The sequence below is a fragment of the Halomonas piscis genome, from assembly GCF_031886125.1.
Lineage (GTDB): Bacteria > Pseudomonadota > Gammaproteobacteria > Pseudomonadales > Halomonadaceae > Vreelandella > Vreelandella piscis.
The window spans coordinates 3,057,577-3,083,829 of the sequence record NZ_CP119391.1; the positions used below are offsets into that span (position 1 = coordinate 3,057,577).

Below are 26,253 nucleotides of genomic sequence, written 5' to 3' on the forward strand. Positions count from 1 at the left end.
GTCACCCACCCAGGCAAGCGCCCACATGAATTACCTGATCAACTTGTTAAAGAGCATCTCGCGTTTTGCTGCGAGGAGGGCGTATTCTACACGCCTTTGAGCGGCTGTCAACGGCGATTGTTTCGAATCGCGTAACTCGTTGAAACCACCGACCTTTTGGACCTTTCGCCGCCGGTGACGGCTTGGCGTCGTCGGCAGCGGGTGCGTACTATAGGAGCTGACAGAGGATTTGGCAACAGGGAGCGAGCGTTTTATTTGTTACGCTTCCCCATGACGCCGGATCAGCGCGGCTATCGTTTACTCTGCTCGCGCCCTGTGCCGCGCCACGACCCCGCAAGCAGCCCGGAGCCGCACCCAATGATAGAGCTCAAGACAGCATGAGGCGTCCGCGATTCGCACGCCACAACCGGCGCCTGGCCCTCACGCTATTGCTGCTGGGGCTTGCGCTATGCATCTGGCAGGCGGCGCGCATTGCCCACGAGCAGGCACTCGCGAGCCTCGGCGACGACGCCCGCAATGAGCTACGCCTGTCGGCCGCCAATCTGAAAGGCTATCTGCTGCGCTATGACTACCTGCCGCTGATGCTGGCTTCCCGCGAGAGCGTAAAACGCTTTCTTGCCGCACCGGCAAAGCAAAGCCCCATGCCGCTCAACCTGCAGCTCGACCGCTTTCGCTTTACCGCCGACGTATCCGACGTTTATCTGCTGGACCGCGAGGGCACTACGGTGGCGGCCAGCAACTGGCATCGCGCCGACACTTTCATCGGCCAGAACTACTCGTTTCGCCCTTACTACCAGGACGCCATGGCCGGTAACGAAGGCCGATTTTACGGGCTGGGCACGCAGTCCCTGGAGCGAGGCTATTATTTTTCCGCCCCGGTATGGCTGGACCACACCGCGCCCGATGCCCGCCCGGCGGGCGTCGTAGTGGTCAAGATCCTGCTCGACAGGGTAGAGAAAGGCTGGTCGGCGCAAAATGCCGAATTTCTGGTCACGGACCATGAAAACATCATCTTCATGGCAAGCCGGAAAGCGCTGCGCATGAACGCGCTGCAGCCGCTGGCCCCGCCCCAGCGCCGGGCACTGCGGGAGACCCGCCGCTACGCTCAAAAGCCGCTGGACGCCTCGGGCATTCGCGTGGAACGCACTTACCGCGACAATACCCGTATCGTCAGCTTTGCCCACGGTCCGCTGGATGAAGGCCGCTACCTGAACCTGACCCACCCGCTGCCCGAGTTCGGCTGGAACATGCATATTCTCAAGCCGCTGGATCCGGTTATTCGGGCGCAGTGGCTCGCCGCTCTGCTGGCCGGCGGCCTCTACGGCGTGGTGGCCCTCGGTGGCGGCATCACCTGGCAGCGCCTGCGGCTGCGCCGCGAGCGAGAAGCCTTTGCCGAACGCGAGCGCCGCACCCTGGCCCGGGCGCGCGACGAGCTTGAAGAAAGCGTCGAGCGTCGCACCCGCGACCTGACTGCCAGCAACCGACAGCTTTCCGCCGAAATCGAGGAGCGTCGCCGGGCCGAAGCCAATCTGCGCCAAACCCAGGACGAACTCATTCAAGCGGCCAAGCTCGCCGTGCTCGGCCAGCTGGCAGCGGGCATCAACCACGAGCTCAACCAGCCGCTGGCGGCCATTCGTGCCTATGGCGAAAACGCTCGGCGCTTTATTGAACTGGCGCGCCATGACCAGGCCGATGCCAATCTCGAGCAGATTATCGAACTAACCCACCGCATGGCCGACATCAGCGCCCAGCTGCGCCAGTTCTCCCGCAAGAGTAGCGAACGCCAGGAACGCATTGCCGTGCAGTCCTGTGTGGCCTACGCCCTGCGCCTGTTTCAAAGTCGTCTCAACAGCGGCCGGATACGCCTTGAACAGCACCTGCCCGACGCCCCAATCTGGGTGACCGGCGATCTCGTGCGCCTCGAGCAGGTCATCGTCAACCTGATCAGCAACGCCCTGCAGGCGATACAGGACACAAAAACCCCCGAGCTCAGCATTACCCTGACCGCAGGCCGGGAGCACGCCAGCCTCTGCATCGCCGATAACGGCCCGGGAATCGCCGAGGCTCACCTTTCCCAGATATTCGAGCCGTTTTTCACCACCCGGGCGCCGGGCACCGGGCTGGGGCTGGGACTTTCGATCTCGGCGCGTATCATGGAAGATCTGGGCGGCCACCTGACCGCCGCCAACCGCCCGGAAGGCGGCGCCGCTTTTACCCTGACGCTTCCGCTCGCACCGCCGCCCGAGGCCGAACCGGAGACACTGCCCCATGCATGAGCCGTCGAGCCTGCCGGTTATCGTCATCGATGACGAGCCGCATCTGCGCATCACCGCCGCGCAAACCCTGGAGCTTGCCGGCTATACGCCGCACTGTTTCGAGACCGCCGAGCAGGCACTCGACGCGCTGCCGGCCCACTTTCCCGGCGTGGTCGTAAGCGACATCCGCATGCCCCGCATGGACGGAATGACGCTGCTGCGCACGCTGCAGGAGCAGGACCCGACCCTGCCGGTCATTCTGATTACCGGCCACGGCGATATTTCCACGGCGGTGGAGGCCATGCGCGCCGGTGCCTGGGACTTTCTGGAAAAACCGTTTGCCGGCGATCGGCTACTCGACGTGGTGCGCCGCGGCCTGGACAAACGCCAGCTAAGCCTGGAAAACCGCCGGCTGAAGGCCGAGCTCGAAGCCCAGCAGGCAGCGCTGGGCCCGCGGCTGGTCGGGCGTACCGCGGCCATTTCACGGCTGGCGGCGATGATCCAGCGCATCAGCCAGGTCGAGGCCGACGTTCTCGTGGTCGGCGAAACCGGTACCGGCAAGGACCTGGTGGCCCGAGCCATACACGAGCGCAGCCACCGGCGTCACGCGCCCTTTGTCGCCATCAACTGCGGCGCCATGCCCGAAAGCATCATTGAATCGGAGCTGTTCGGCCACGAAAAAGGCGCCTTTACCGGCGCCGTGGAGCAGCGCATCGGCAAGTTCGAGCACGCTGACGGCGGCACGGTGTTCCTCGATGAAATCGAATCCATGCCGCTGGCGCTGCAGGTCAAGCTGCTGCGCGTGCTGCAGGAGCGCGCGGTAGAGCGCCTGGGCGGCAACCGAGCGGTGGCGCTGGACCTCCGCGTGATTGCCGCCACCAAGATCGACCTCAAGGCCGCCGCCGAGCGCGGCGAATTCCGCGAAGATCTCTACTACCGGCTGGACGTGGTGACGCTGCCGCTGCCGGCCCTGCGCGAACGCCGCGAAGACATCCCGCTGCTGTTCCAGCACTTTGCCGTTGTTGCCGCCACGCGCAGCGGCCTGGAAACACCGCCGCTCGACAGCCACGATACCGCCATCCTGCTTGCCCACGACTGGCCGGGCAACGTGCGCGAGCTGCGCAACCTGGCAGAGCGCTACGTGCTGCTGGGGGCCGCCTTTGACCACCGGCTTGGCGCTCTGCTGGAAGGCGCAAGCGACGATACCGCGGAGACCGGGCTGGCCCAGCAGGTCGAGCTGTTTGAAAAAAGCCTGATCAACCAGGCCCTGTCGCGCCATCAGGGGCAGGTCACCACCGTCTGCCAACAGCTCGACATACCGCGCAAGACGCTTTACGACAAGTTGAAAAAGCACGGCCTGAAGGCCGAAGACTACCGCCACCAAACGAAGCCCTAAACGAGCAGCGCTCCCAGCGCCTCCCAGGGCGGCAGCCAGGGCAGCAAGGCCGCGGTCGCCACCAGCATCAGCAGGCTTGACGCCGGACGGTGACAATCGAACGGTTTGAGCGCCGTGCCGAAGGAGCGCTTGAGCCGCCCCCCGGCCAGGTCCACGCTGTAGATCTCGTCCAGCACCAGATGGATCAGAAAGCCCGCGAGTACGGCCAGGCCGTGGAGCCAGGCCAGCCACCCCGGCTGCGCCAGCCAGTGGTAGCTGAACGCCGCCACTGCCCAGGTGCACAGAACCGCCGCGAGCAGCGAATGCCAGCTGCCGCGGTGGACGGTAAGGCGCGAGAACAGCGTACCGCCGACATAGCGCACGCCGATATAAATGCCGCCGCACGCCAGCAGCAAGGCTCCCGGGGATAGCCAGGTCTGCAGCAGCACCCCGCCGACCCCCAGCGCCGGGACGGCCAGGAGCGTAAAAATCAGCCGGCTGGAGCGCGAGTGATCGGCGTCGATATCGGGAAGGATGCCGCCAAAGGCCGTGAGCGCGCAGGCCGCCAGCGCCTGGAGTGGCGGCCACCCCTGCAGCTGATAGCCGGCACAGGCCAGAAGCGCGCCGCCGGCCGCGGCCACGGTGATGTGCGTGCGAAAGTTAGCCATATAACGGTATCCTGAAAAAGCTGGATAAATTACCAGACTTTTTCCACACCGCAATACGCTGTCCGAGAAATGTCGCCGCCGCCGCGACCCAAGGCTCAGGTTGCTGCCAGAAACTGGTCCTTGAGGGTGACGTAGTTGCCCGCCGTGTAGGTAAAAAAGGCCCGCTCGCTGTCCTTGATCGGGCGCATTTGCCTGGCCGGGTTGCCGGCATAAACGTAGCCGCTTTCCAGCGTTTTGCCCGGCGTCACCACTGCGCCGGCGGCGATGATCACCTCGTCTTCCACCCTGGCCCCGTCCATCACGATCGCGCCCATGCCCACGAGGATACGGCTACCCAGGGTGGCGCCGTGCAGGATGGCACGGTGACCGATGGTCACATCGTCGCCCACGGTCAGAGGAAAGCCCTCGGGGCTGTAGTCGCTTTCGTGGGTGATGTGCAGCACGCTGCCGTCCTGCACGCTGACCCGCGCGCCGATCCGGATACGGTGCATGTCGCCGCGGATGACCGTCGTCGGCCATACCGAGCTGTCATCCCCAAGCGTCACGTCGCCGATGACCACGCTTGCCGGATCCACATAAACCCGCGCGCCCAGGCGCGGCGTCGCGCCCTGAAACGAACGAATGGCCGCCGTCATATAACCTCTCCTCGTGTAGACCGGTGATGGATAAACAAGGCCGCACCTGTTTAGAGAAATGCGCTCAGCAGCACGATAAACGTCAGCGGAATCGCGATCCAGCGCACGACGCTTTGCCACAGCACAAAGCCGCGCTCGCTAGCGCCCAGCGCCCGATACGCCGCCGCCCGGGGCATGACCCAGGCGGCAAATATCGCTGTCAGCACCCCGCCCAGGGGGAGAAAAATGTCCGGCGGGACGCTGCTCACCAGCTCGAACACGTTGCGCCCCAGCAGCGGGCGGAATCCGTCAAGGGTGGAAAACGACAGCGCCGACAGCAGCCCCAAAAGCCAGACACCGACCCCGACTGTCAAAGTCGCGCGCCGGCGCCCCAGGCCTGCCCCCTGAAGTGTCGCCACCATGGGCTCGGCGAGATTGATCGCCGACGTCCAGGTAGCCAGCAGCAGCAGCAGAAAAAACACGCCCAGCCAGAACGCGCCCCAGGGCAGCTCGGCGAAGGCAATCGGCAGCGTGACGAACATCAGCCCCGGGCCGTCGGCCGGGTCCAGCCCCTGGGCAAACACTACCGAAAAGATCGCGATGCCGGCCAGTAGCGCCACGCTGATATCCAGCACCGCTACCGTCACCGCCGCTCCGGGCAGGCTTTGCTCGTCGGGCATGTAGGCACCGTAGGCCATCAGCGCGCAGGCGCCCACCGCCAGGGTAAAGAAGGCATGCCCCATGGCGTGCAGGACAACCTCCGGGGTGACGGCAGAAAACGACGGCCAGAACAGCCACGCAAGCGCCGTACCAAAGCCTTCGGTGGTGGCCGCGTAGACCGCCAGCAAAATCAGCAATAGGTACAAAAGCGGCATCAGCAGGTTGTTGAGCCGCTCAAGCCCCTTGGCCACGCCGGCGGCCACCACCGACATGACCATCAGCAGAAACAGCGTATGGTTGAGCACCAGAAGCCCGGGGCTTGCCAGAAACGCCTCGAACCCCGCGCCCACCTCGGCGGCCGTGGCTCCGCTGAACCGGCCGCTTAGAGAAGCCACCAGAAACTCGATCGACCAGCCCGAGACCACCGAATAAAACGACAGGATGCAGAACACCGTCAGCGCGCCAAACAGGCCCAGCCAGCGCCAGTGGCGCGATGCGCCGGCATCCGCGGCCAGCGCGCCGAGCGAGCCCATGGGCCCGCGCCGCCCGGCTCGGCCGATGAGAATCTCCGCCATCATCACGGGAATGCCCAGCAGCAGCACAAAGGCCACGTAAACGAGCAGAAACGCCGCGCCGCCGTTCTCCCCGGCGATGTAGGGAAAGCGCCAGATATTGCCAAGCCCCACGGCCGCACCGGTGACGGCTAGAATAAAGGCACGCCTTGACCCCCAGCGCTCCAGCGTTTCGCTCATCGCACGACCTCGTTTCGTCAGTGATCCGTCAATAGCATGATCGGTGAATAATAAAGCGGCTGACGTCTCGCCATCGCCGGTGGGACACTAGCTCCGGCCGGCAGACAGCGCCGCCCCCGGAGAACCCGCAAGCCTAGCAGGCGCCATGCTCCAGGCCAAACCAGGGGATTGAAACAAGCCTACCCCGCCCGCATTTAGCGAGTATCGCATTTTTACCCGCGGCGGCGGCCAGGCACCCACCGCCACCGTGGCCAACCGAGGTCGATATGCCCACCAATCCCCTGCTTGAAACGCACACGCTACCGCCGTTCGACGACATTCACGCCGAACACGTCGAGCCGGCCATCAGCCAGCTGATCGACGAAAGCCGCGACGCCATTGAGGAACTGGCCCGCCAGGCTCAGGAAACGGCACCCACCTGGGAGAACTTTGCCGCACCGCTGGAAGCCGTCAGCGACCGCCTGGCCCAGGCCTGGGCACCGGTATCGCACCTCAACAGCACCATGAACACGCCCGAGCTGCGCCACGCCTACCAGGCCTGCCTCCCCAAGCTTTCGGCCTTCAGCACCTGGGTGTGCCAGCACGCCGGGCTCTTCCACGCCTGGAAGGCGCTCAAGGACGGCCCCGCCTGGAACTCGCTCAGCGCCGAGCAGCGCCGCACCGTGGACAACAACCTGCGCGATTTCCGCCTGTCCGGGGTGGCCCTTCCCGAAGCGCAAAAAACGCGCTACGGGGAGATCCAGGCGCGGCTCTCCGAGCTCTCCAACCGCTATTCCAACAACGTGCTGGACGCAACCCAGGCCTGGTATAAAGACATCCACGACGCGGAGCAGCTTGCCGGCGTACCCCAAAGCGCGCTGGAGACGCTCAAAGCCACCGCCGACGCCAAGGGCGTCGAGGGCTATCGCATTACTTTGGATTTTCCCTGCTTTTTTCCCGTAATGAGCTACGCCGACAGCCGCGAGCTGCGCCAGGAGGTCTATACCGCCCTGGTGACCCGGGCGTCCGACCAGGGCCCCAACGCCGGCGAGTTCGACAACGCCCCGGTGATGGAGGAAATCCTCGCCCTGCGCCACGAGCTGGCCGGCCTGCTGGGCTTTGACACCTACGCCGACCTGTCGCTTGCCACCAAGATGGCTGACTCCTCGGAGCAGGTGCTCGCGTTTCTCAACGACCTGGCGAACCACGCCGTTCCCCAGGCGCAGACAGAGTTCTCTGAGCTGGAAAACTTTGCTCAAAGCGAGCTGGGCTTTGACAAGCTCTGCCCCTGGGATATCGCCTACGCCAGCGAAAAGCTCCGCGAAGCCCGCCACGCTATTTCCGAAGAGCAGCTGCGGCCCTACTTCCCCGCGCCCCGGGTTATCGACGGTCTGTTCAAGGTGGTCGAACGGCTTTACGGCCTGCGCTTTGTCGAAAACACCCGCGTGCCGCGCTACCACGAGGACGTGCGCTACTTCGAAATCATCGAAAATGACGCCCCCATCGCCGGCTTCTACCTTGACCTCTACGCCCGGGAAGGCAAGCAGGGCGGAGCCTGGATGGGAGGCTGCCGAGTCCGGCGCCAAACCGATAACGGTCTGCAGCTGCCGGTGGCCTTTCTCACCTGCAACTTCACCCCGCCGGTGGGCGAGCAACCGGCGCTTCTGACCCACGACGAGGTCATCACGCTGTTCCACGAGTTCGGCCATGGCCTTCACCATATGCTGACCAAGCAGGAAATCGCCGAGATTTCCGGCATCAACGGGGTCGCCTGGGACGCGGTGGAGCTGCCCAGCCAGTTCATGGAAAATTTCTGCTGGGAACGCGAAGGGCTGGACCTGATTGCCGGCCACGTGGAAACCGGCGAGGGGCTGCCCGATGAGCTTTTAGCGCGTCTGCAGGGGGCAAAAAACTTCCAGTCGGCCATGGGCATGGTCCGCCAGCTGGAGTTCTCGCTGTTCGACCTGCGCCTGCACGTCGAGCACAGCGCTCCCGGCGCCGACGATATCCAGGCGCTGCTGGACGACGTGCGCATGCGCGTGGCGGTCGTGCCTCAGGCCTCGTTCAACCGCTTCCAGAACGGCTTTGGGCATATCTTTGCCGGCGGCTACGCGGCGGGCTACTACAGCTACAAGTGGGCCGAGGTGCTCTCTGCCGACGCCTGGAGCGCTTTTGAGGAGGCCGGCACCTTTGACGCAGCCACCGGCCAGCGCTTTCGCCGGGAAATTCTCGAGCAGGGAGGATCCCGGGACGCCGCCGAACTGTTCAAGGCGTTTCGCGGCCGCGAGCCCAGCATCAAGCCGCTCTTGCGCCACAGCGGCATCCAGGCCGCCTGACGCGCCCGGCACTTTTCCGGCGCGGCCTTGACCCTCGGCGCTTGGGCCGCGCCGCCCAACTTACGCAGGAGTCGCTCATGTCATCGGTCAAACGCTTTATCGCCGGCGTGGTCTGCCCGCGCTGCTCGGCCATGGACCGCATCCGCGCCTGGGAGCAAAACGGCATTCGCTACCGCGAGTGCGTGAGCTGCGATTTCTTCGAGCAGCTGCCCGTCGACGATGAATCCGCCGAGGAGCTGACCACCCGAGTCAACGAGGTGCGCGACGAGCAAAAACACCGGGACGATGTCGTCCCGGTGCGCATTCTCGACCCCGGCAAGCCCTCCTCATAAGGCCTTCACCCTTCCGCCCGGACCGGCACCTGTGTGGCAATCCGCACAGGTGCCGGGTTTGGGTGTGCGCATTCCCCGACACACTGCCCTCTGACCCTGCCTTCGACGCGCTTCCCCTGCGCTTCCTGAAAAATATAGATTATTGATTACTATACAAAAACAAGCAAACGGCACGAAAATTGCTTTATGCAGGCTGCCGGCCGCGTGCACAGGCCGCTGCCGGCCACGCCCAACCGTTACAACAACACAGCAACGCACATCTGCACACGGGTATTACTATGCGCACGACAGCCAAGACAACCGCTCTGCTTTTCGCCGGTAGCGCCCTGCTAACCGCCGCCAGCGCCCAGGCCGACAAGGCCGACTGGCCGGAAAGCTTTACCGTGGGTACCGCAAGCCAGGGCGGCACCTATTACGTGTACGGCTCCGGCTGGGCCAACTTCATCGCCGACGAGCTGGATATCTCCGGCGGCGGCGAGGTTACCGGCGGCCCGACGCAGAACCTGGCGCTGGTGAACAACGGCGATGCCGCCTTTGGCCTGACCACCATGGGCCCCGCCGCCGACGCCGTGAACGGCAAAAGCCCGCTGGCGCCCGGGGTCGAAATGGACAACGTCTGCGCCATGTTCCCCATGTACGAAACGCCGTTTTCCATTACCGCGCTGGAAAGCTCCGGCATTGAATCCATCTCGGACATTCCCGACGGCGCGCGCATCGGCTTTGGTCCGGCGGCCTCCACCTCGGACACCTACTTCCCCGAGATCCTCAAAACCCTGGGCGTCGAGTTCGATCGCCGCAACGGCGGCTGGACCGACCTTGGCGGTCAGCTTCAGGACGGCCTGCTGGACGTCATCGCCTTTGCCGCCGGCATCCCGATCCCCGCGGTCAGCCAGCTCGAGGTGCAAACCGACGTCAACATCATCGAGTTTACCGAGGAAGAAGTCGACACCGTGCTGGAGGACTTCCCGGTAGCCGAGTTCATGATCCCGGCCAGCACCTATTCCACGCTCGAGGAGGATTCCCGGGTGGTGTCCATGTGGAACTTCGCCATTACCGGCTGCGACATGCCCGACGACTTCATCTACGAAGTCACCAAGCGGACCATGGAAAACAACGACAAGATGCGCTCGATCCACCGCAGCGCGGAAACCACGGTGCCGGAAAACATCAAGCACAACACCGTGCTGCCCTTCCACCCGGGCGCGGCGCGCTGGTATGAAGAAAACGGCTACGACATCGATCCCGAGCTGATCCGCTGATTTTTCTCGGCGATTTCTGCCCCGTCCCGGCGCTGCCGGGACGGGGCAGCGTACGCTTTCGCCTCTTCCGTTTGTCCTGCTGTGAGGGTGACCCATGAGTCACAACGCCAACCACCAAAGCGACGACCGTATCGCCAACGCCTCACCCGACGCCATTGCCGACGGCGTCGATGAAGATCCGGTAGAAAACAACCGCCGGCTGTTTACCGGCTGGCCGCTCGGAGTCTTTGCCGCCCTGGCAATAGCCTATTCGCTGTTTCACCTGATCTCGCTTAACGTCTACCCGCTGGAAACCTGGACGTACCGCATCATTCACATCGCCGGAGCGCTGGTGCTGGGCTACGGCCTTTACGCCGGCACGGCCTTTGCCGAGAGCGAAAGCGATACCTCTCGGGGCTGGCTGAAGGGGGCAAGCCTTGCACTGCTGCTGCCCGCGGGCTACGCCCTGGTGCAGGTCTTTTTCATGTACCAGACTTTGGCCGGCGAGGCCATGCGCATCGACCCGAGCGTTGAGACCTTTCACTACGGCCTGCCCCTGATGGCGACGAGCGCTGCGGGCATCGTGCTGAGCTGGTTTTATCGCCAGACCCGCGGCCGCTTGAGCCCGCCGGACCTGGCGCTGGCGGTATGCGCGCTGGCCAGCGCCGGCTATCTGATACTCGTCTACGGCACCAATATCCGCATGGCCACCGGTACCTCTTTCGCCCCGCCGGGGATCTCCTGGGCGGCCATTGCCGGCTCGCTGCTGATTCTCGAGCTGACCCGCCGCGTTGCCGGCCTGGCGCTGGTCATCATTGCCGCCATTTTCCTGGGCTATGTGTTTATCGGCCCCTACCTGCCGGGTTTTCTCAGCTATCCGGGGCTGTCGCTGCAGCGCTTTTTCAGCCAGGTCTACACCGACATCGGCATCCTGGGGCCGACCACCGCGGTATCGTCAACCTACATCATCCTGTTTATCATCTTTGCCGCCTTCCTCCAGGCTTCCAAGGTGGGCGACTACTTCGTCAACTTCGCCTTTGCCGCGGCCGGCCGGGCTCGCGGCGGTCCGGCCAAGGTATCCATCTTTGCCTCCGGGCTGATGGGCATGATCAACGGCACTTCCGCGGGCAACGTGGTGTCCACCGGCTCGCTGACCATCCCGCTGATGAAAAAGGTCGGCTACCCGGCCCGCAGCGCCGGCGCCATCGAGGCCGCCGCTTCCACCGGCGGCCAGATCATGCCGCCGATCATGGGCGCCGGCGCCTTCATCATGGCCGAGATTACCGGCATTCCCTACACCGAGATTGCCGTGGCGGCGATCATTCCCGCGGCGCTTTATTTCCTCTCGGTCTACTGCATGGTCGACTTCGAGGCGGCGCGCAAGGGCATGCGCGGCATGCGCAAGGAAGAGATCCCCCAGTTTCGCCGCCTGGCCAAGCAGGTCTACCTGTTCGCGCCGATCATTATTCTGATTGTGGCGCTGTTCATGGGCTACTCGGTGATTCGCGCGGGCACCCTGGCCACCGCCTCGGCCGCCGTGGTCAGCTGGCTGTCGCCCAACAAGATGGGCATCGCCGCGATTTTCAGGGCGCTGCAGCTGGCCGGCACCATGGCTATCCAGATCATCGCCGTGTGCGCCTGCGCGGGGATCATCGTCGGCGTCATCTCGCTGACCGGGGTGGGCGCGCGCTTTTCCTCACTGCTGCTGGGCCTGGCGGGCTTCAGCCAGCTGCTGGCGCTGCTGTTCGCCATGTGCATTTCCATCCTGCTGGGCATGGGCATGCCCACCACTGCCGCCTACGCCGTGGCTGCCTCGGTGGTGGCGCCGGGCCTGGTGGATCTTGGCATCGACCCGCTGATCGCGCACTTCTTCGTTTTCTACTTTGCCGTGGTCTCGGCGATCACGCCGCCGGTGGCGCTGGCCTCCTACGCCGCGGCGGGCATCTCCGGCGACAACGCCATGGGCACCTCGGTGGCCTCGTTCAAGATCGGCCTGGCCGCCTTTATCGTGCCCTTCATGTTCTTCTACAGTCCGGCCATGCTGATGGAAGGCTCACTGCTCGAGGTGCTGCGCGTGGGCGTTACCGCGACGCTGGGTATCGTGCTGCTGTCGGGCATGGTGCAGGCGTGGTTCTTCGGCCCGGTCAACGTCTGGCAGCGCCTGGCCATGCTGGTCGGTGCGGTTTTCATGATCTACGGCGGCTTCTATACCGACGTGGCCGGAATCGCGCTGGGCGCGGCCCTCTTCGTGCGGCAGCGCAGGCGCTACGCCAACGGCGGCGCTATCGCCGCCGGCTAGCACGCTGGGGTCGTCAACCGGCGCTGCGAAAAAATCCCCGCTTTACTTCGCGTAAAGCGGGGATCGGCGTTTGAGGAGATGGCAGGGAACCGGAATCACGCTCTGAGCTGATCGACGATCTTCAGCACCGGCACCGACTGGTTCAGGGTGTAAAAGTGCAGCCCCGGCGCGCCGCCGTCGAGCAGCTCCTGGCACAGCCGGGTCACCACCTCGGTGCCAAACTCGGCGATGGCATCGGCATCGTCGCCGTAGCTTTCCAGCTGCTTGCGGATCCAGCGCGGAATCTCGGCGCCGCAGGCGTCGGAAAAGCGCGCCAGCTTGGTGTAGTTCACAATCGGCATGATCCCGGGAATGATCGGCTTTTCCACGCCCAGCGCCCGAGCCTTGTCGACGAAGTGAAAGTACGCCTCGGCGGTAAAGAAATACTGGGTGATCGCCATGTCGGCGCCGGCGTGCATCTTGCGCACAAAGTTTTCCACATCCCGATCCAGGTTGGACGCCTGGGGATGGGATTCCGGATAGGCGGCCACGGCAATATCGAAGTGGTCCCCGGTTTCCTCGCGGATGAATTCCACCAGCTCGTTGGCGTAGCGCAGCTCGCCGATGCTGGCCATGCCCGAAGGCATGTCACCGCGCAGCGCCACCAGGCTGTCGTGGCCTTCCTCGCGGTATTCGGCGAGCAGCTCGCGCAGCTGGGCCTTTTCGCTGCCGATACAGGAGAGATGGGGGGCTGTGGTAATGCCGCTTTCGCCCACGGCGCGCACCGCTTGCCGGGTACGCGCCTGGGTCGAGCCGCCGGCGCCGTAGGTCACCGAGAAGAAGCGCGGCTGGCGGCTGGCCAGGGCGTCTCGCACCTGCAAAAGCTTTTCCCGACCGACCTCGGTGCCGGGGGGAAAGAACTCGAAGCTGATCCCTAGCGGGGGTTGCTGGCTACTCATGCATCGTCCTCGTACAAAACGCGCTATTAACAGGCGCCCAAACATCGGATATCTTGCGCTATTGTGTCCTTTTACCGCCAGACCGGCCAATGAAAGATTCGGCGCCGCACCTTCAATCCCGCTCATACCGGCGCCTCAGCTCAGGAATCCCGATGGAAGATATTGCACCCGGCGCGCTTGCCGGTCCGCTCACCATGCTGCTGGGCTTTGTCGGCCTCGGCTTTATCGCTGCCCGCCGCCTGGCGGTCGACCCGCGCCCCATTGCCACGCTGCTGATTTACCTGATCGCCCCGTTCACGTTTTTTCGCGCGCTGATGAACGGCGGTCCCACGCCGGGCTACGTGCTGCTGACGCTGATCCTGTTCTGCCTGTCCAGCGCCATTGCGCTGGCCGTGCGCGCGCTGACCCGCCATCGCTTTGGCCCCCAGGAAGGCGCGCTGCTGGCGTTTTCCTCGGGCACCGGCAACACTGGCTACTTTGGCCTGCCGGTCGCGCTGATCGTGCTGCCGCCCCAGGGCGTCACCCAGTATCTGTTCTGCATTCTGGGCATCACCCTGTACGAATTTACCGTCGGCTTCTACTTAAGCGCCCGAGGCCAGTTTTCCATTCGCCAGAGCCTGGGCAAGATCGTCCGACTGCCGCTTATTTACGCCTTTCTCGCCGCGCTGCTGCTGGCCCAGTTCGACCTCGCCCTGCCCGAGGCGGTGATGGCGTCGCTTGACGTCTTCCCCGCCACCTACACGCTGCTGGGCATGATGATCATCGGCATGACCCTGAGCCGGGTGACGCTTGCCGCCTGGGATACTCGACTGGTCGTCGCCTGCACGGCGCTGCGCTACGGCGTCTGGCCCCTGGCGACGCTCGCCACGGTGCTGGTGCTGCAAACTTTCTTTGCGCTGTCGCCAGACCTGGCCATGGCCATTCTACTGCTCGGCGTGGTGCCCATGGCGGCCAACGTCGTGGTGGTCGCCATGGAGCTTGGCATTCAGCCGCAGAAAGGGGCGCTTGCCGTGCTGGTCACCACACTGCTAGCGCCCCTGATCATGCCGCTGTATCTGGCCGGCATGCTTTCCCTGACCGGACTTGGCTAGCGCTCAGGCCTTCACGCGGATGAGCTTCTTGTTGACGAACTCATCGATACCCAGCCGGCCGAGCTCGCGGCCAAAGCCGCTGCGCTTGACGCCGCCGAAGGGCAGCTCGGCGGCTTCCCCACCAACTTCGTTGATGAAGACCATGCCCACCTCGAGGCGATCAGCGACGCGCAGCGCCTGTTGCTCGTCCCGGGAAACCACAATGGCGCCGAGGCCGTAAGGCGAGTCGTTGGCAAGCGCCACCGCTTCGTCTTCGCTTGCCACCCGATAGACCACGGCGACGGGGCCGAACAGCTCTTCGCGGTAGGCGTCCATCTCCGGGGTCACGTCGGTGAGCACCGTGGGCGCGAAAAAGTTGCCCTCGGGGTCGGCCCCGCCGGCGCGGAGCACCGCGCCCTGATCCAGCGCCTTCTGCACCTGGTGCTGGAGATTGCGAGTAGCGCTTGCCGAGGACAGCGGCCCCAGAGTGGCGCCGTCGACGGTGGGGTCAGTGGGCCTGTGCGCCGCCATGGCGGCGGCAAAGCGCTCGACGAACTCATCATAGAGATGGTCCATGACCACCATGCGCTTGGAGCCGTTGCAGGCCTGGCCGTTGTTGCCCAGCCGCCCGGCCACCGCCATCTCCACGGCGCTCGCGATATCGTCGGTGTCGAGAATGAGAAAGACGTCCGAGCCGCCGAGCTCGAGCACGACCTTTTTCAAATGGCGCCCGGCCTGCTCGGCCACGGCGGCGCCGGCGCGCTCGGAGCCGGTGAGCGACACACCCTGAACCCGGGGGTCGGCAATCACCTCGGCCACCTGGTCGTTGGTGGCGAACAGGTTGACGTAGGCGCCCTCGGGCAGGCCGGCGTCGACAAACAAGCGCTCCAGCGCCAGCGCCGACTCGGGGCACTGGGGCGCGTGCTTGAGCAGGATCGTATTGCCCAGCGCCAGGTTGGGAGCGACAAAGCGTGCCACCTGATAGAAAGGGAAGTTCCACGGCATGATGCCGACCAGCACGCCGAGGGGCTGACGGCGGATAAAGGCGGAGCCGCCGGCGGGGGAGTCGATCGGCTCGTCCGCCAGGAAAGCGGCGGCGTTGTCGGCATAGTAGCGAAAGATATCCACGCAGAAGTCGATTTCTTCGCGGGCCTGATCAACGGGTTTGCCCATCTCGCGCACGATAATGCCGGCCAGTTCCTCCCGGCGTTCGGCGTGAAGCTCTGCCACCCGCGCGAGGCGCGTCGCGCGCTCGGCGACGTCGACGTCGCGCGACCAGGCGTGAAACGACTTCGCGGCGCCGGCCAGCGCCTGCTCGATATCGGCCGCGGTGGCCGTGGGGTAGTCGGCGACCCTGTCGTCGGTCGCCGGATTGGTGACGGCGTAGTCAGCCATGAAGTCTCCTTGTGGCAGTGGTGCGGATACAAAGCTGACACTATCATAGCGCGCCGGCGCGGCGTCGATAGCCGTTGTCTCCCGCCGCGGCGCCGCTTTGACGCTTTATGCCAAATTTATGTCGCTTTATGCATACTAAGGGCGGCGTATATCAGGGACACTCTCCGCACGTTTTCAAGACGATCCGTTCAAGGAGGTCCCATGAACCGCAACGTCATCCTGACCTGCGCCGTTACCGGCGCCGGCGACACCACCGGCAAGAACCCCAACGTGCCGGTAACGCCCCGGCAGATCGCCGACAGCTGCATCGAAGCCGCTCGCGCCGGCGCCAGCGTGGCGCACATCCACGTGCGCGACCCGGAAACCGGCGGCATCAGCCACTCCACCGACCACTTCCGCGAAGTCATGGAGCGGGTTCGCGAGGCGGACACCGATATCGTCATGAACATCACCGCCGGCGGCGGCGGCGACTGGACCCCGGACTCGGAAGACCCCACCCGCGGCGGGCCCGGCACCGACATCCAGACGCCGGCCGAGCGCCACGAGCCGGTGGGCGAGCTGCTTCCCGAGCTCTGCACGCTGGACTGCGGCAGCCTCAACTTCAGCGACATGGTCTACATCAATACCGCCGAGTGGCTGCGCGAGCATGCGCGCCTGGTGCAGCAGGCCGGCGTCAAGCCGGAGCTTGAGTGCTTCGACCTGGGCCACGTCTGGTTTGCCCGCCAGCTGCAGCAGGAAGGCCTGATCGACGGTGACCCGCTCTATCAGCTGTGCCTGGGCATTCCCTGGGGCGCCGAAGCCGACACCGAAACCATGCTCGCCATGCGCAACAAGCTGCCGGACAATGCCGACTGGGCCGCCTTCGGCATCGGCCGCCACCAGATGCCCATGGTCGCCCAGGCCATGCTGCTCGGCGGTCACGCCCGGGTCGGCCTGGAAGACAACCTCATGCTCAAAAAAGGCGTGATGGCAACCAACGGCCAGCTGGTCGAAAAGGCCGGCGGCATCATCGAAAACCTCGGCGGGCGCGTCATGACCCCGGCCGAAACTCGCGAACGGCTCAAGCTGCGCGATCCCAGCACCGGCAAGATCGTTGGGGGTGAGGCATGAGCCAGCAGCTGACCGTTATCGGCACCGGCGTCATCGGCAACGGCTGGATCGCCCGGGCGCTGGCCCAGGGCTGGGACGTGGTTGCCTTCGATCCGGCTGCCGGCGCCGAGGCACGCACCCGAGAGTTCGTCGCCAGCGCCTGGCACTCGCTGACCCGCGCCGGGCTCGCCGAGGGCGCCGACCCCGAGCGGCTCACCTTTGCCGACAGCCTGGAAGCAGCCGTCGAAGGCGCCGATCTGATTCAGGAAAACGTGCCCGAACGCCTCGAGCTCAAGCGCGAGATCCTCGCCGCCATCGACGCCGCCGCGGCGCCGGAGGCGATCGTCGGCTCGTCCACCTCGGGCTTCAAGCCCAGCGATCTGCAGCAGGACTGCCAACACGAGGCGGGCCGCGTGATCGTGGCGCACCCCTTCAACCCGGTCTACCTGCTGCCGCTGGTCGAGCTGGTGGGCGGCGAGGCCACCGCCGCGGCGCAGACCGAGCGCGCCCAGGCGCTCTACCAGTCGCTGGCCATGCGCCCGCTGGTGGTGCGCCGCGAGATTGAAGGGCACATCGCCGATCGCCTGATGGAGGCGCTGTGGCGCGAAGCACTGCACCTGGTCAACGACGGCGTCGCCACCACCGAGGAAATCGACGCCGCCGTGGTGTACGGCTGCGGCCTGCGCTGGTCGCTGATGGGCACCTTTTTGACCTTCCATCTGGCCGGCGGCGATCAGGGCATGCGCCATATGCTCGAGCAGTTCGGCCCGGCGCTGAAGCTGCCCTGGACCAAGCTCGAAGCCCCCGAGCTTACCGATGACCTCATCGACAAGGTCGTCGAAGGCTGCGAACACCAGGCCGCCGGCCGCTCGGTAGCCGAGCTCGACCGCCGCCGCGACGACTTCCTGGTCGAGCTGCTCGGCCTGGTGCAGAAATACTGGCCCGAGGCCGAAGGCCTCGAGGGGCGCATCTGATGGCGCTTCTGGAAACCCGAGTCGCACCGGAGTGGGTCGACTACAACGGCCACATGAACGACGCCGAATACGCCCGGGTATTCTCCCTGGGCGTCGAGGCGCTGATGACCGCCATCGGCCTTGACGAAGACGGCTGCCGGCGCCACGGCTATACGATCTACACCCTGGAAACCCACCTTTGCTACCGCCGCGAGGCCCACGAAGGCCAGGCGCTGGCGGTGGAGATGACGCTGCTGGACCACGACGCCAAGCGGCTCCACGTCTTCTTCACCCTGCACGATGCCGAGGGCACCCTGCTCGCCAGCAGCGAGCAGATGCTGATGGGCATCGACAGCGACGCCGGCCGCCCCGCGCCCTTCCCCGAGGCCGTGGCCGACGCCGTCGGCACGCTGCCCGCCGCGGGCGACGACTGGCCCAAGCTCGCCGGCCGGCGCATCGGCCTTCCTCCCCAACGCTAGACGCCCGCCCGGTACCTCCGCGTACCGGGCTTCTCCGGGATCGTCGGCCCCTCGTTCGGCTCGCCCAGGGAGCCCCTATAGACTCGCCTGATCCTTGCCACCTGCAAAGGAAGCCACCATGTCATCACGTCATTCTGCCACCGCTGACGCGTCGACAACGCCCCGCACCTACCCGGACGCCGTGCTGGCGCAGCGGGGCTTCTTTCGCCACATGCACAAGGGCATGACCATCACCTCTGCGCTGCTGGTGCTCGCCTTCGCGCTGTTCACCGGCATCGACCCGGCATTTTCCGGCAGCGTCTTCGGCACCGCCCGGGAATGAATCGAAACCACCTTCGACGGCTACTACCTGGTGACCATCGTGCTGCTGATCCTCGTCTGCCTCTATATCGTGCTCAGCCGGCACGGCAGCGTGCGCCTCGGCGCCGATGACAGCCGCCCCGAATTCAGCAACTTCTCCTGGTTTTCGATGCTGTTTTCCGCCGGTATCGGCATCGGCATTCTGTTTTTCGGCGTCGCCGAACCGATTTTCTATCTCGACGACAGCGGCGCCCTTGGCTACCCCAACAACCCTCACGCCGACATGGCCGGCGCTGCGGCCATTGGCCACGAGCGCGCCGTGGACGCCCTGCGCGTGGCGGTTTTCCACTGGGGCCTGCACGGCTGGGCCGTCTATGTCATCGTCGGCATGGGGCTGGCCTACTTTGCCTATCGGCGCGGCCTGCCGCTGGCGCTAAGGTCCTCGCTCTATCCCTTCATCGGCGATCGCATCTACGGCCCCATCGGCCATGTCGTCGACATTCTCGGCGTGCTGGGCTGCGTGTTCGGCGTTGCCACCTCGCTGGGCCTCGGCGTCAGCCAGATGGCGGTGGGGCTTGAGCGCCTGATCGGCGTCAGCGCCGGCCTGGATACCCAGCTTACCCTTATCGCGCTGATCTCGACGGTTTCCATCCTCTCAGCCGTTTCCGGGGTGCGGCACGGCATCAAGGTCATCTCCGAGCTCAATATCTGGGTCTCAGTGCTGGTGGTGGGCACCTTTTTGATCGGCGGCCCGACCCTGTGGCTGATCGCCGTTTTCGGCGAGACCATGGCCGACTACGCCGTCAACTTCGTGCCCATGGGCCTGTGGTTCGCCGACGAGCCGGGGCCCTCCCAGTGGCAGCAGGCCTGGACCATCTTCTACTGGGGCTGGTGGCTTGCCTGGGCGCCTTTCGTCGGCCTGTTCATCGCGCGCATCTCCAAGGGCCGCACCCTGCGGGAGTTCGTGCTCGGCGTGCTGCTGGTGCCCACCCTGATCATCTTTGTATGGCTGATCACCTTCGGCGGCACCGCGCTCCACCAGGAGCTGACCGCCGCCGGCGGGCCGGGCACGGCGGGGATCATCGAGCTGGTCAACGCCTGGAACCTGCCCGCCGCGCTGTTTGCCAGCGCCGACGGCGTCGCGGGAACCGGGGCGCTGGGCTGGACCCTCTCGGCGCTGATGGTCTTTCTGCTCATGAGCTGGTTTGTGACTTCTTCGGACTCCGGCACCCTGGTGCTGACCACCATCCTCTCGCTGGGCAACAACGAACCGCCCCAGCGCTTCCGCGTGTTCTGGGGGCTGGTCATCGGCCTGGTGGCCGCCGTACTGCTGCTGGCCGGCGGGCTCAAGGCGCTGCAGACGGCGCTGCTCGCCGCGGCCCTGCCGCTGAGCGTGGTGATTCTGACCATGACCCTCGGCGTGCTGGTATCGCTGTTCCAGGAGTCGCGCCGGGCACGGCCGGCGAAAGCCTGAGTGCCCCCAAGCGCCGGGCACGCCCCGGCGCTCACTGCCTGACCTGGCGCGGCGACTTCCCGTAGCGCTCGCGAAAGGCCCGAGACAGACTCGAGCTCGAGGCGAAACCGCAGGCCAGCCCCACGGCGAGGATGTCCAGGTCGGTTTCCTCCAGCAGGTAGCGCGCCCGCGCCAGCCGCAGCGCCAGATACCGGCGCTGCGGAGAAACTCCGAAGGTATCCTGGAAAAGCCGCTGCAGCTGGCGCAGCGAAACGCCGCTGCGCCGGGCTATTTCGGTGAGCGCCAGCGGCGTTTCCAGATGATGTTCCATCAGGCTCACGGCGTCGATCAGCCGCCGGTTGTGGGTCCCCAGGCGCCGCGCCAGGGTCATGCGCTGCTGGTCGTGACGGGTGCGAATGCGCGCGTGAACCAGCTGTTCGGACACGTCCACCGCCAGCCTCTGACCGTGGCGGCGGGCGATGGCGTGCAGCGCCATGTCCATGGCCGCGGTGCCGCCGGCGCAGGAAAAGCGCCGCTCGCCAAGCTCGAACAGCTCGTCGGAAGTGGCGATGGCCGGAAAGCGTTCGCGAAAGGCCGGCAGGCTTTCCCAGTGCAGCGTCACCCGCTCGCCTTCCAGCAGCCCCGCCGCCGCCAGCAGAAAACAGCCGGTATCCAGCCCGCCCAGCGCGCCGCCGGCGGCCTCAATGCGGTGAAACCAGCGCATCAGCGCCCGGCTCAGGTAGCGCTCGGGGTCAAAGCCGCTGCATACCGCCAGCGACGACAGCGAATACGCCTGGTCAATGGACTGATCGGCGAGCAGCGTCATGCCGTTGGAGGCGGTCACCGGGCTTCCGTCTTCGCTGATCAGCATCCAGTCAAAAAGCGGACGCCCGCTGATGCGGTTGGCAATGCGCAAGGGCTCCACGGCCGAGAAAAAGGCCATCATCGAAAAACGCGGCAAAAGCAGAAAGCCCACCGGCTCGGGGGTGGGGCCGAAGTAGTCAAGGCGCATGGCACAAACCGCAAAAGCAAGCAAGGTCGCTCATGGTGACCGCCCATCCCCGGCCGAACAAGGGCATCGTTGCAACGGCCCGCGCAGTCTCTACAATCGGCACCACCACGCCACCATGCCGATCCCGCACTCATGAGACTCCACGCCCCCGACACCACCCCGGAGCGCATCGGTTTTTTGCTGCTGCCGCGCTTTGCCATGGTCGCCTTCTTCTCGGCCGTGGAGCCCTTGCGCATTGCCAACCGCATCAGCGGCGAGACCCTGTTTGACTGGGCCACCATCAGCCAGGACGGTGGCCCGGTCACCGCCTCCAACGGCATGACCCTGGACGCTGACTACGCCATGGCCGCGGCGCCGAACGTGCCCAGCCTGGCCGTATGCGCAAGCTTTGCCCCGGAGGCCGGTATCGATGATGCCCTGCTCGACTGGCTGCGCGCACGCGCCGCCGCGAACTGCGTGGTCGGCGGCGTCGACACCGGCTGCTTCGCGCTGGCCGCGGCCGGGCTGCTCGACGACCAGACGGTGACCCTGCACTGGGAGTCGCTGCCCGAGTTTCGCGCCCGCTTCCCGCGCGTCGACGCCGTCGAATCGATCTTTGAAGTCACTCCCGACAGCTTCTCCTGCGCCGGGGGCAGCGCCGCCATCGATATGAGCCTCGATCTGATCCGCCGCCGCCACGGCGACCGGCTGGTCAAGCGCGTTCGCGAACAGCTGATCCACGATCCCGGGCGGCGCCCGGCCAGCCGCCAGCGCGACCGCGGCCGGCCCGACGACCCCAACCTGCAAAAGGCCCTCGACCTGATGGAAGCCAACCTGGAGGCGCCGCTTGCCATCGGCGAGCTGGCCGCCAGGCTCAACCTCTCCTGGCGCAGTCTGGAGCGGCTGTTCGTCCGCCATTTGGGCAGCTCGCCCCAGCGCGTCTACCTCGACAGGCGCCTGAGCCACGCCCAGCGGCTGCTGCGCGATACCCGCCACAGCGTCATGGATATCGCCCTGGCCTGCGGCTTTGCCTCGGCGTCGAGCTTTACCCGTGCTTTCCGCCGCCGCCACGGGCTGACGCCCAGCGCCTGGCGGCAGCTGCCCTGAACCGCCTTGCCAGGAGCGGAGCTGTCGAACTGTGCATAGCTGCCGTCGAATTCTGTGGGGAATCACCGTCGCCGCGCTGCCATCCTGTGGCCGTTCCCATGACGACGCTCAGGAGTTTTCCATGACCCATAGCGAACTTCCGCTAACGCCCGATTACGACGCCTGGCCGGTGGACGCCGAGCTGGCTGACGTTTCCTTTACCCCGCGCCTGGTCACGGTGAACTGGAGCGACGGCCGTACAAGCCGCTATCACAGCGTCTGGCTGCGCGAGAACGCCGCCGATGAAAGCACCGTCAATCCGGCGACCCGGGAACGCATCCTGGATCTCTCCACCCTCTCGGCCTGGCCGGAAGTCACCGCCGCCGAGATCGACGACGCCGGCGCCCTCTGCGTGACCTTCGCCCCCGAGGATCGCCGCCTGCGCTTCCATCCCGGCTGGCTGCGCGCCAACGACTACGACAACACAAGCGACCCGGAAGCCCCGCTGGTGCCGGTCACTACCTGGCTTGGCGGCAGCGATGCCGGCCCCGACACTCTGGATGCCAGCGGCCTGCTGGAAACCGAGCCGGGCAGCGAAGCCGAAGAGACCGTTCTCGCCCCGGCGCTGGAAAGCGTGCTCGGCAAGGGCCTGGTGCGGCTGCGCAATCTGCCCACCGAGCCCGACTCCATCGAGTCGCTGGCCCGGCGCATCGGCCCGGTACGGCCGACCAACTTCGGCCAGCTGTTCGACGTCAAGGCCAAGCCCGACCCGGACTCCAACGCCTACACTTCGATCGCCCTGCCGCCCCACGTCGACCTGCCCACCCGCGAGTATCATCCGGGCCTGCAGATGCTCTACTGCCTGGAAAACACCGTGGAAGGCGGCCAGGCGGTAATGATGGACGGCTTTGCCATCGCCGAAGCCCTGCGCGAGCGCCACCCCAAGGCCTGGGAAACGCTGACCCGGGTGCGCTGGTGCTACGCCAACACCGCGCGCACCACCGACTACGTCTGGTACGAGCCGATGATCCGCCTCGACGCCCGCGGCGAGCTGCTCGAAGTGCGCATCGCCGACTTTCTGCGCGGCCCGCTGCAGACCGCCTTCGAGGATGTCGAGCCGGCCTACGAGGCGCTGATGGTGCTGCAGCAGCTGCTGCGCGACCCGGCGTTCTCCATCCGCTTCACCTACCATCCCGGTGACGTGGTCATCTTCGACAACCGTCGCCTGCTGCACGCCCGGGACGCCTTCGAGAACAGCACCGGCCACCGCTGGCTGCAGGGCTGCTACATGGAGCGCGACGAGGTACGCTCGCGCTATCGCATGATTCAGCGCGCCCGCCGCCAGCGTCGCGTGGACGACGCCGCCTAAGAGCCCCAAGGCGCCCGGAGGCTACCACCATGACCGCCACCGCCCCGACACCCGCCACCGCCGTTTCCGCGGCCTGGAGCCTCTGGGCGCTGCTGCTCGGGGTGGGCCTTTTGATGCTGGGCAACGGCCTCCAGGGCAGCCTGCTGGGCGTGCGCGCCGCCGAAGAGGCCTTCGGCAATAGCGTGACCGGCGTGGTGATGTCGGCCTATTTCGTCGGCTTTCTGGCCGGCTCGACCCTGACGCCGCGCAAGCTGCGCGACGTCGGCCACGTGCGGGTCTTCGCCGCTCTGGCCTCGGTCACCTCGGTGGCCATTCTGGTGCACGCGCTGTTCATCGACCCCTGGGTGTGGGCCGCCATGCGCGCCCTCACCGGCTTTACCTACGCGGGCCTCTACGTGGTCAGCGAAAGCTGGCTGAACGGCCATGCCGGCAACCACCTGCGCGGCCGGCTGCTGGCCTTCTACATGGTGATCACCTACCTGGGGATGGGCGGCGGCCAGCTGATGCTGAGCCTGGCGGACCCCAACGAAGTCACCCTCTTTCTGGTGGTCTCGGTTTTGGTCTCCGTTGCGCTGGTGCCGATTTTGCTCAGCTACACGCCCCAGCCGGACACCGGCCAGCCGGAATCCATGAGCCTCAGGCGGCTCTATCGACTGTCGCCGCTGGGCACCCTGGGCTGTCTGCTGACCGGCATTGCCAACGGCAGCGTGTTCGGCATGGGGGCGGTTTTCGCCAACGCCAGCGGCCTTGGCGTCAAGCAGGTAGCCGTCTTCATGGGCGCCTTCATTCTCGGCGGCGCCCTGCTGCAGTGGCCGCTGGGCAAGCTCTCCGACAAGACCGACCGCCAGGCGGTGATCATGGTCGTCGCCGGCCTCGCCACGGCGCTCGCCCTGCTGGGCCTGTACGCCGGCGGTGCCGCTCAGCTGACCCTGCTCGGCGTGCTGCTCGGCGGCACCACCCTGACCCTCTATTCCCTCTTTCTCGCCTGCGCCAACGATGTCCTCAGCCCGTCGCAGACGGTGGCCGCCAGCAGCAGCCTGGTGCTGGCGCTGGGCATCGGCGCCATTCTCGGCCCGCTGAGCACCGGCCTACTCATGGAGTGGCTTGGCCCCGACGGCTTTCTCTGGGATCTGGCGCTGATCCACGCCGCCATCGTCGTCTTCGGCGTCTACTGCCTGATACGTCATCCGGCGTCTAGCGCCGACGATCAAGGCCACTACGTGGCGGTGCCCGCCGGGACCGCGACGCTCGGCGCCACCTGGGTCGAAGAGGCGGCGAGCGAGCCGGTGCAGCTCGAGCTTGATTTCGACCCGGCGCCGGATGCCGCGGCCGAGGCGGAGCCGCAGGACTGACGGCCTGTTAATTCGGCAAATCGAATCAAGCATCAGGCGACCAGCGCTGCGCCGAGCAGGCGCCCGTCACTCTCGTCGGCGTAGAGCTTGAGGCAGCCCGCATTGCGCCCAGCCATCAGCGCTCGCGCCTGTTTGCTGAAATCGACGCTGCCGGTGACGATGCCGGTGTCGGGCAGCTGCCGCGACGTCAGACCCGCATGGCCCGCGCCCGGCTCAGTGAAGACGATCCCCTGGGGCGTGCGTCGAGCAAGACATTGGGCATCCGGATGCAGGGCGTGATAGGCGGCAATTCTTCCCGCGTCCGCCGCCTCGTGCAGCAGCGGGCGCAGCCCGTCCACGTCGCCGGCGATAAAAACCGGCAGCTCGCCGATACGCAGCGTCGATTCGTCGAACAACGGCACGCCCCGCTGGTCGAGTTCTACCCCAGTTTCTCGAGACCCAGCCCTTCGACGTTGGGCCGCCGCCCCAGGGAGGCGAGCACCCAGTCGACCTCCACTGCTTTCCCGCCGCCCTGAACCATCACACCAGTATCACTTTGGTGCAGCGACACATCCGCCTCAGTGGTGACCGTCATCTGGCGCTCGAGCACCTCGAGCAGGCTGGCGTTGACCTGCGGGTCGCTCAGTCCCGCCACGCTGGACCCGCGAGTAAACCCGTGCTCCTCGCAGCCGAGCTGGGCAAACGCCTGGCCCAGCTCCACGCCGATCGGCCCCAGGCCGACCACGCCCAGGCGCCTGCCCGGCGCCTCGAGCTCGAAGACATCGTCGGAGGTCACCACGCGATCGCCGAGAGAGCGCCAAGCCTCGGGCAGGTTGGGCCGAGTACCGGTGGCGATGATTACGCTCTTGGCTTCAATCCGCTCGCCGTTGACTTCGAGGGTGGTGGGGTCGAGAAAGCGCGGCTGTCCGTGAATGCTGCGCTCGCCGAGGGATTCGGCGGTGTCGATCGGACCGGCAGTGAAGCGATCACGCAGGGTGCGCACGTGCGCCATGATCGTGACCAGATCCGCTTCAAGGGTGTCGGTGCCTCGTATTCCGCTCTCTCCCAGCCAGTCCCGGCGCCCGTAGGCATGGGCGACCTCGAGCAGCGCTTTCGAGGGCATGCAGCCAACCCGCGCGCAGGTCGTGCCGTAAGGGCCGGCGTTGATCAGCAGCACGTCGTCCGTGTAGCGCCGCGCCTCGCTGAGGGCAGTCAGCCCCGCTGTGCCGGCGCCCAGAATCACCAGCTTCACTTGTCGTGTCATGATTTCTCCCTCTTTCACCGTGTTGCG

General features: G+C 65.9%; 23 protein-coding genes. 15 read left to right on the forward strand and 8 right to left on the reverse strand.

Annotation, left to right across the window (positions count from 1 at the left end; genetic code table 11):
* Window positions 1–377 precede the first annotated feature (377 nt).
* Window positions 378–2,276, forward strand: a complete 1,899-nt coding sequence (locus tag P1P91_RS14375) for a sensor histidine kinase (protein WP_311883483.1) — start codon at window positions 378–380, stop codon at window positions 2,274–2,276.
* Complete coding sequence (locus tag P1P91_RS14380; RefSeq protein WP_311883484.1) at window positions 2,269–3,651, forward strand: sigma-54-dependent transcriptional regulator; 1,383 nt, start codon at window positions 2,269–2,271, stop codon at window positions 3,649–3,651. Before P1P91_RS14375 ends, P1P91_RS14380 begins: the two co-directional genes overlap by 8 nt.
* On the opposite strand, the gene P1P91_RS14385 is transcribed toward P1P91_RS14380, so the two are convergent.
* The 3 genes from P1P91_RS14385 to P1P91_RS14395 all read right to left on the reverse strand — a co-directional run bounded on the left by P1P91_RS14385 (window position 3,648) and on the right by P1P91_RS14395 (window position 6,324).
* Window positions 3,648–4,298: a metal-dependent hydrolase gene (locus P1P91_RS14385; protein WP_311883485.1), complete on the reverse strand. Its 651-nt coding sequence runs from the start codon at window positions 4,296–4,298 to the stop codon at window positions 3,648–3,650. The two genes, P1P91_RS14380 and P1P91_RS14385, sit on opposite strands and share 4 nt — an antisense overlap.
* Window positions 4,299–4,393: 95 nt before the next feature.
* Window positions 4,394–4,933: a gamma carbonic anhydrase family protein gene (locus tag P1P91_RS14390; RefSeq protein ID WP_311883486.1), complete on the reverse strand. Its 540-nt coding sequence runs from the start codon at window positions 4,931–4,933 to the stop codon at window positions 4,394–4,396.
* 50 nt (window positions 4,934–4,983) lie between these two features.
* Window positions 4,984–6,324, reverse strand: a complete 1,341-nt coding sequence (locus P1P91_RS14395) for a sodium-dependent transporter (protein WP_311883487.1) — start codon at window positions 6,322–6,324, stop codon at window positions 4,984–4,986.
* A gap of 266 nt (window positions 6,325–6,590) precedes the next feature.
* Between P1P91_RS14395 and prlC the strand changes: the two genes are divergently transcribed.
* The 4 genes from prlC (at window position 6,591) to P1P91_RS14415 (ending at window position 12,508) form a co-directional block, all read left to right on the forward strand.
* Window positions 6,591–8,639 (forward strand): oligopeptidase A, encoded by a 2,049-nt coding sequence (prlC, locus tag P1P91_RS14400; RefSeq protein WP_311883489.1) that lies wholly within the window; start codon window positions 6,591–6,593, stop codon window positions 8,637–8,639.
* A 77-nt stretch (window positions 8,640–8,716) separates the two neighbouring features.
* The gene (locus tag P1P91_RS14405; protein ID WP_311883491.1) at window positions 8,717–8,971 is read left to right on the forward strand and encodes a YheV family putative zinc ribbon protein; all 255 of its coding nucleotides are present in this window, start codon (window positions 8,717–8,719) and stop codon (window positions 8,969–8,971) included.
* A gap of 278 nt (window positions 8,972–9,249) precedes the next feature.
* Complete coding sequence (locus P1P91_RS14410) at window positions 9,250–10,230, forward strand: TAXI family TRAP transporter solute-binding subunit (RefSeq protein ID WP_311883493.1); 981 nt, start codon at window positions 9,250–9,252, stop codon at window positions 10,228–10,230.
* A gap of 94 nt (window positions 10,231–10,324) precedes the next feature.
* Window positions 10,325–12,508 carry a TRAP transporter permease gene (locus P1P91_RS14415; RefSeq protein WP_311883495.1) on the forward strand — a complete coding sequence of 728 codons (2,184 nt, stop codon included), beginning with the start codon at window positions 10,325–10,327 and terminating at the stop codon, window positions 12,506–12,508.
* A 95-nt stretch (window positions 12,509–12,603) separates the two neighbouring features.
* Here the strand turns inward: P1P91_RS14415 and metF are convergent, their stop codons facing one another.
* The gene (metF, locus tag P1P91_RS14420; protein WP_311883497.1) at window positions 12,604–13,446 is read right to left on the reverse strand and encodes a methylenetetrahydrofolate reductase [NAD(P)H]; all 843 of its coding nucleotides are present in this window, start codon (window positions 13,444–13,446) and stop codon (window positions 12,604–12,606) included.
* A gap of 152 nt (window positions 13,447–13,598) precedes the next feature.
* Here metF and P1P91_RS14425 point away from each other — a divergent pair, with 152 nt between their 5' ends.
* Window positions 13,599–14,537, forward strand: a complete 939-nt coding sequence (locus P1P91_RS14425; RefSeq protein WP_311883498.1) for an AEC family transporter — start codon at window positions 13,599–13,601, stop codon at window positions 14,535–14,537.
* A 3-nt stretch (window positions 14,538–14,540) separates the two neighbouring features.
* On the opposite strand, the gene P1P91_RS14430 is transcribed toward P1P91_RS14425, so the two are convergent.
* Window positions 14,541–15,911, reverse strand: a complete 1,371-nt coding sequence (locus P1P91_RS14430) for an NAD-dependent succinate-semialdehyde dehydrogenase (RefSeq protein ID WP_311883499.1) — start codon at window positions 15,909–15,911, stop codon at window positions 14,541–14,543.
* Between the two features lie 201 nt (window positions 15,912–16,112).
* Here P1P91_RS14430 and P1P91_RS14435 point away from each other — a divergent pair, with 201 nt between their 5' ends.
* The 5 genes from P1P91_RS14435 (at window position 16,113) to P1P91_RS14455 (ending at window position 20,206) form a co-directional block, all read left to right on the forward strand.
* A complete protein-coding gene (locus P1P91_RS14435; protein WP_311883501.1) occupies window positions 16,113–17,021 on the forward strand; it encodes a BKACE family enzyme in 909 nt (302 codons plus the stop codon).
* Complete coding sequence (locus P1P91_RS14440; protein ID WP_311883503.1) at window positions 17,018–17,974, forward strand: L-carnitine dehydrogenase; 957 nt, start codon at window positions 17,018–17,020, stop codon at window positions 17,972–17,974. The genes P1P91_RS14435 and P1P91_RS14440 overlap by 4 nt, the downstream gene beginning before the upstream one ends.
* Window positions 17,974–18,432: a thioesterase family protein gene (locus tag P1P91_RS14445; RefSeq protein ID WP_311883505.1), complete on the forward strand. Its 459-nt coding sequence runs from the start codon at window positions 17,974–17,976 to the stop codon at window positions 18,430–18,432. Before P1P91_RS14440 ends, P1P91_RS14445 begins: the two co-directional genes overlap by 1 nt.
* Window positions 18,433–18,550: 118 nt before the next feature.
* On the forward strand, window positions 18,551–18,754 hold the full coding sequence (locus P1P91_RS14450; RefSeq protein WP_311883507.1) for a hypothetical protein: 204 nt from the start codon (window positions 18,551–18,553) through the stop codon (window positions 18,752–18,754).
* A gap of 30 nt (window positions 18,755–18,784) precedes the next feature.
* Entirely contained in the window at window positions 18,785–20,206 is a 1,422-nt protein-coding gene (locus P1P91_RS14455) for a BCCT family transporter (protein ID WP_311883508.1), read from the forward strand.
* A gap of 31 nt (window positions 20,207–20,237) precedes the next feature.
* On the opposite strand, the gene P1P91_RS14460 is transcribed toward P1P91_RS14455, so the two are convergent.
* Window positions 20,238–21,197: a GlxA family transcriptional regulator gene (locus P1P91_RS14460; RefSeq protein ID WP_311883510.1), complete on the reverse strand. Its 960-nt coding sequence runs from the start codon at window positions 21,195–21,197 to the stop codon at window positions 20,238–20,240.
* Between the two features lie 132 nt (window positions 21,198–21,329).
* On the opposite strand from P1P91_RS14460, the gene P1P91_RS14465 reads away from it, so the two are divergent.
* The 3 genes from P1P91_RS14465 to P1P91_RS14475 all read left to right on the forward strand — a co-directional run bounded on the left by P1P91_RS14465 (window position 21,330) and on the right by P1P91_RS14475 (window position 24,983).
* A complete protein-coding gene (locus P1P91_RS14465; RefSeq protein WP_311883512.1) occupies window positions 21,330–22,283 on the forward strand; it encodes a GlxA family transcriptional regulator in 954 nt (317 codons plus the stop codon).
* A 121-nt stretch (window positions 22,284–22,404) separates the two neighbouring features.
* Complete coding sequence (locus tag P1P91_RS14470; RefSeq protein ID WP_311883515.1) at window positions 22,405–23,631, forward strand: TauD/TfdA family dioxygenase; 1,227 nt, start codon at window positions 22,405–22,407, stop codon at window positions 23,629–23,631.
* Between the two features lie 29 nt (window positions 23,632–23,660).
* The gene (locus tag P1P91_RS14475; RefSeq protein WP_311883517.1) at window positions 23,661–24,983 is read left to right on the forward strand and encodes an MFS transporter; all 1,323 of its coding nucleotides are present in this window, start codon (window positions 23,661–23,663) and stop codon (window positions 24,981–24,983) included.
* A gap of 32 nt (window positions 24,984–25,015) precedes the next feature.
* On the opposite strand, the gene P1P91_RS14480 is transcribed toward P1P91_RS14475, so the two are convergent.
* The gene (locus P1P91_RS14480) at window positions 25,016–25,384 is read right to left on the reverse strand and encodes an NAD(P)/FAD-dependent oxidoreductase (RefSeq protein WP_311883518.1); all 369 of its coding nucleotides are present in this window, start codon (window positions 25,382–25,384) and stop codon (window positions 25,016–25,018) included.
* A gap of 17 nt (window positions 25,385–25,401) precedes the next feature.
* On the reverse strand, window positions 25,402–26,226 hold the full coding sequence (locus tag P1P91_RS14485; RefSeq protein WP_311883519.1) for an FAD-dependent oxidoreductase: 825 nt from the start codon (window positions 26,224–26,226) through the stop codon (window positions 25,402–25,404).
* Between the last annotated feature and the right edge of the window lie 27 nt (window positions 26,227–26,253).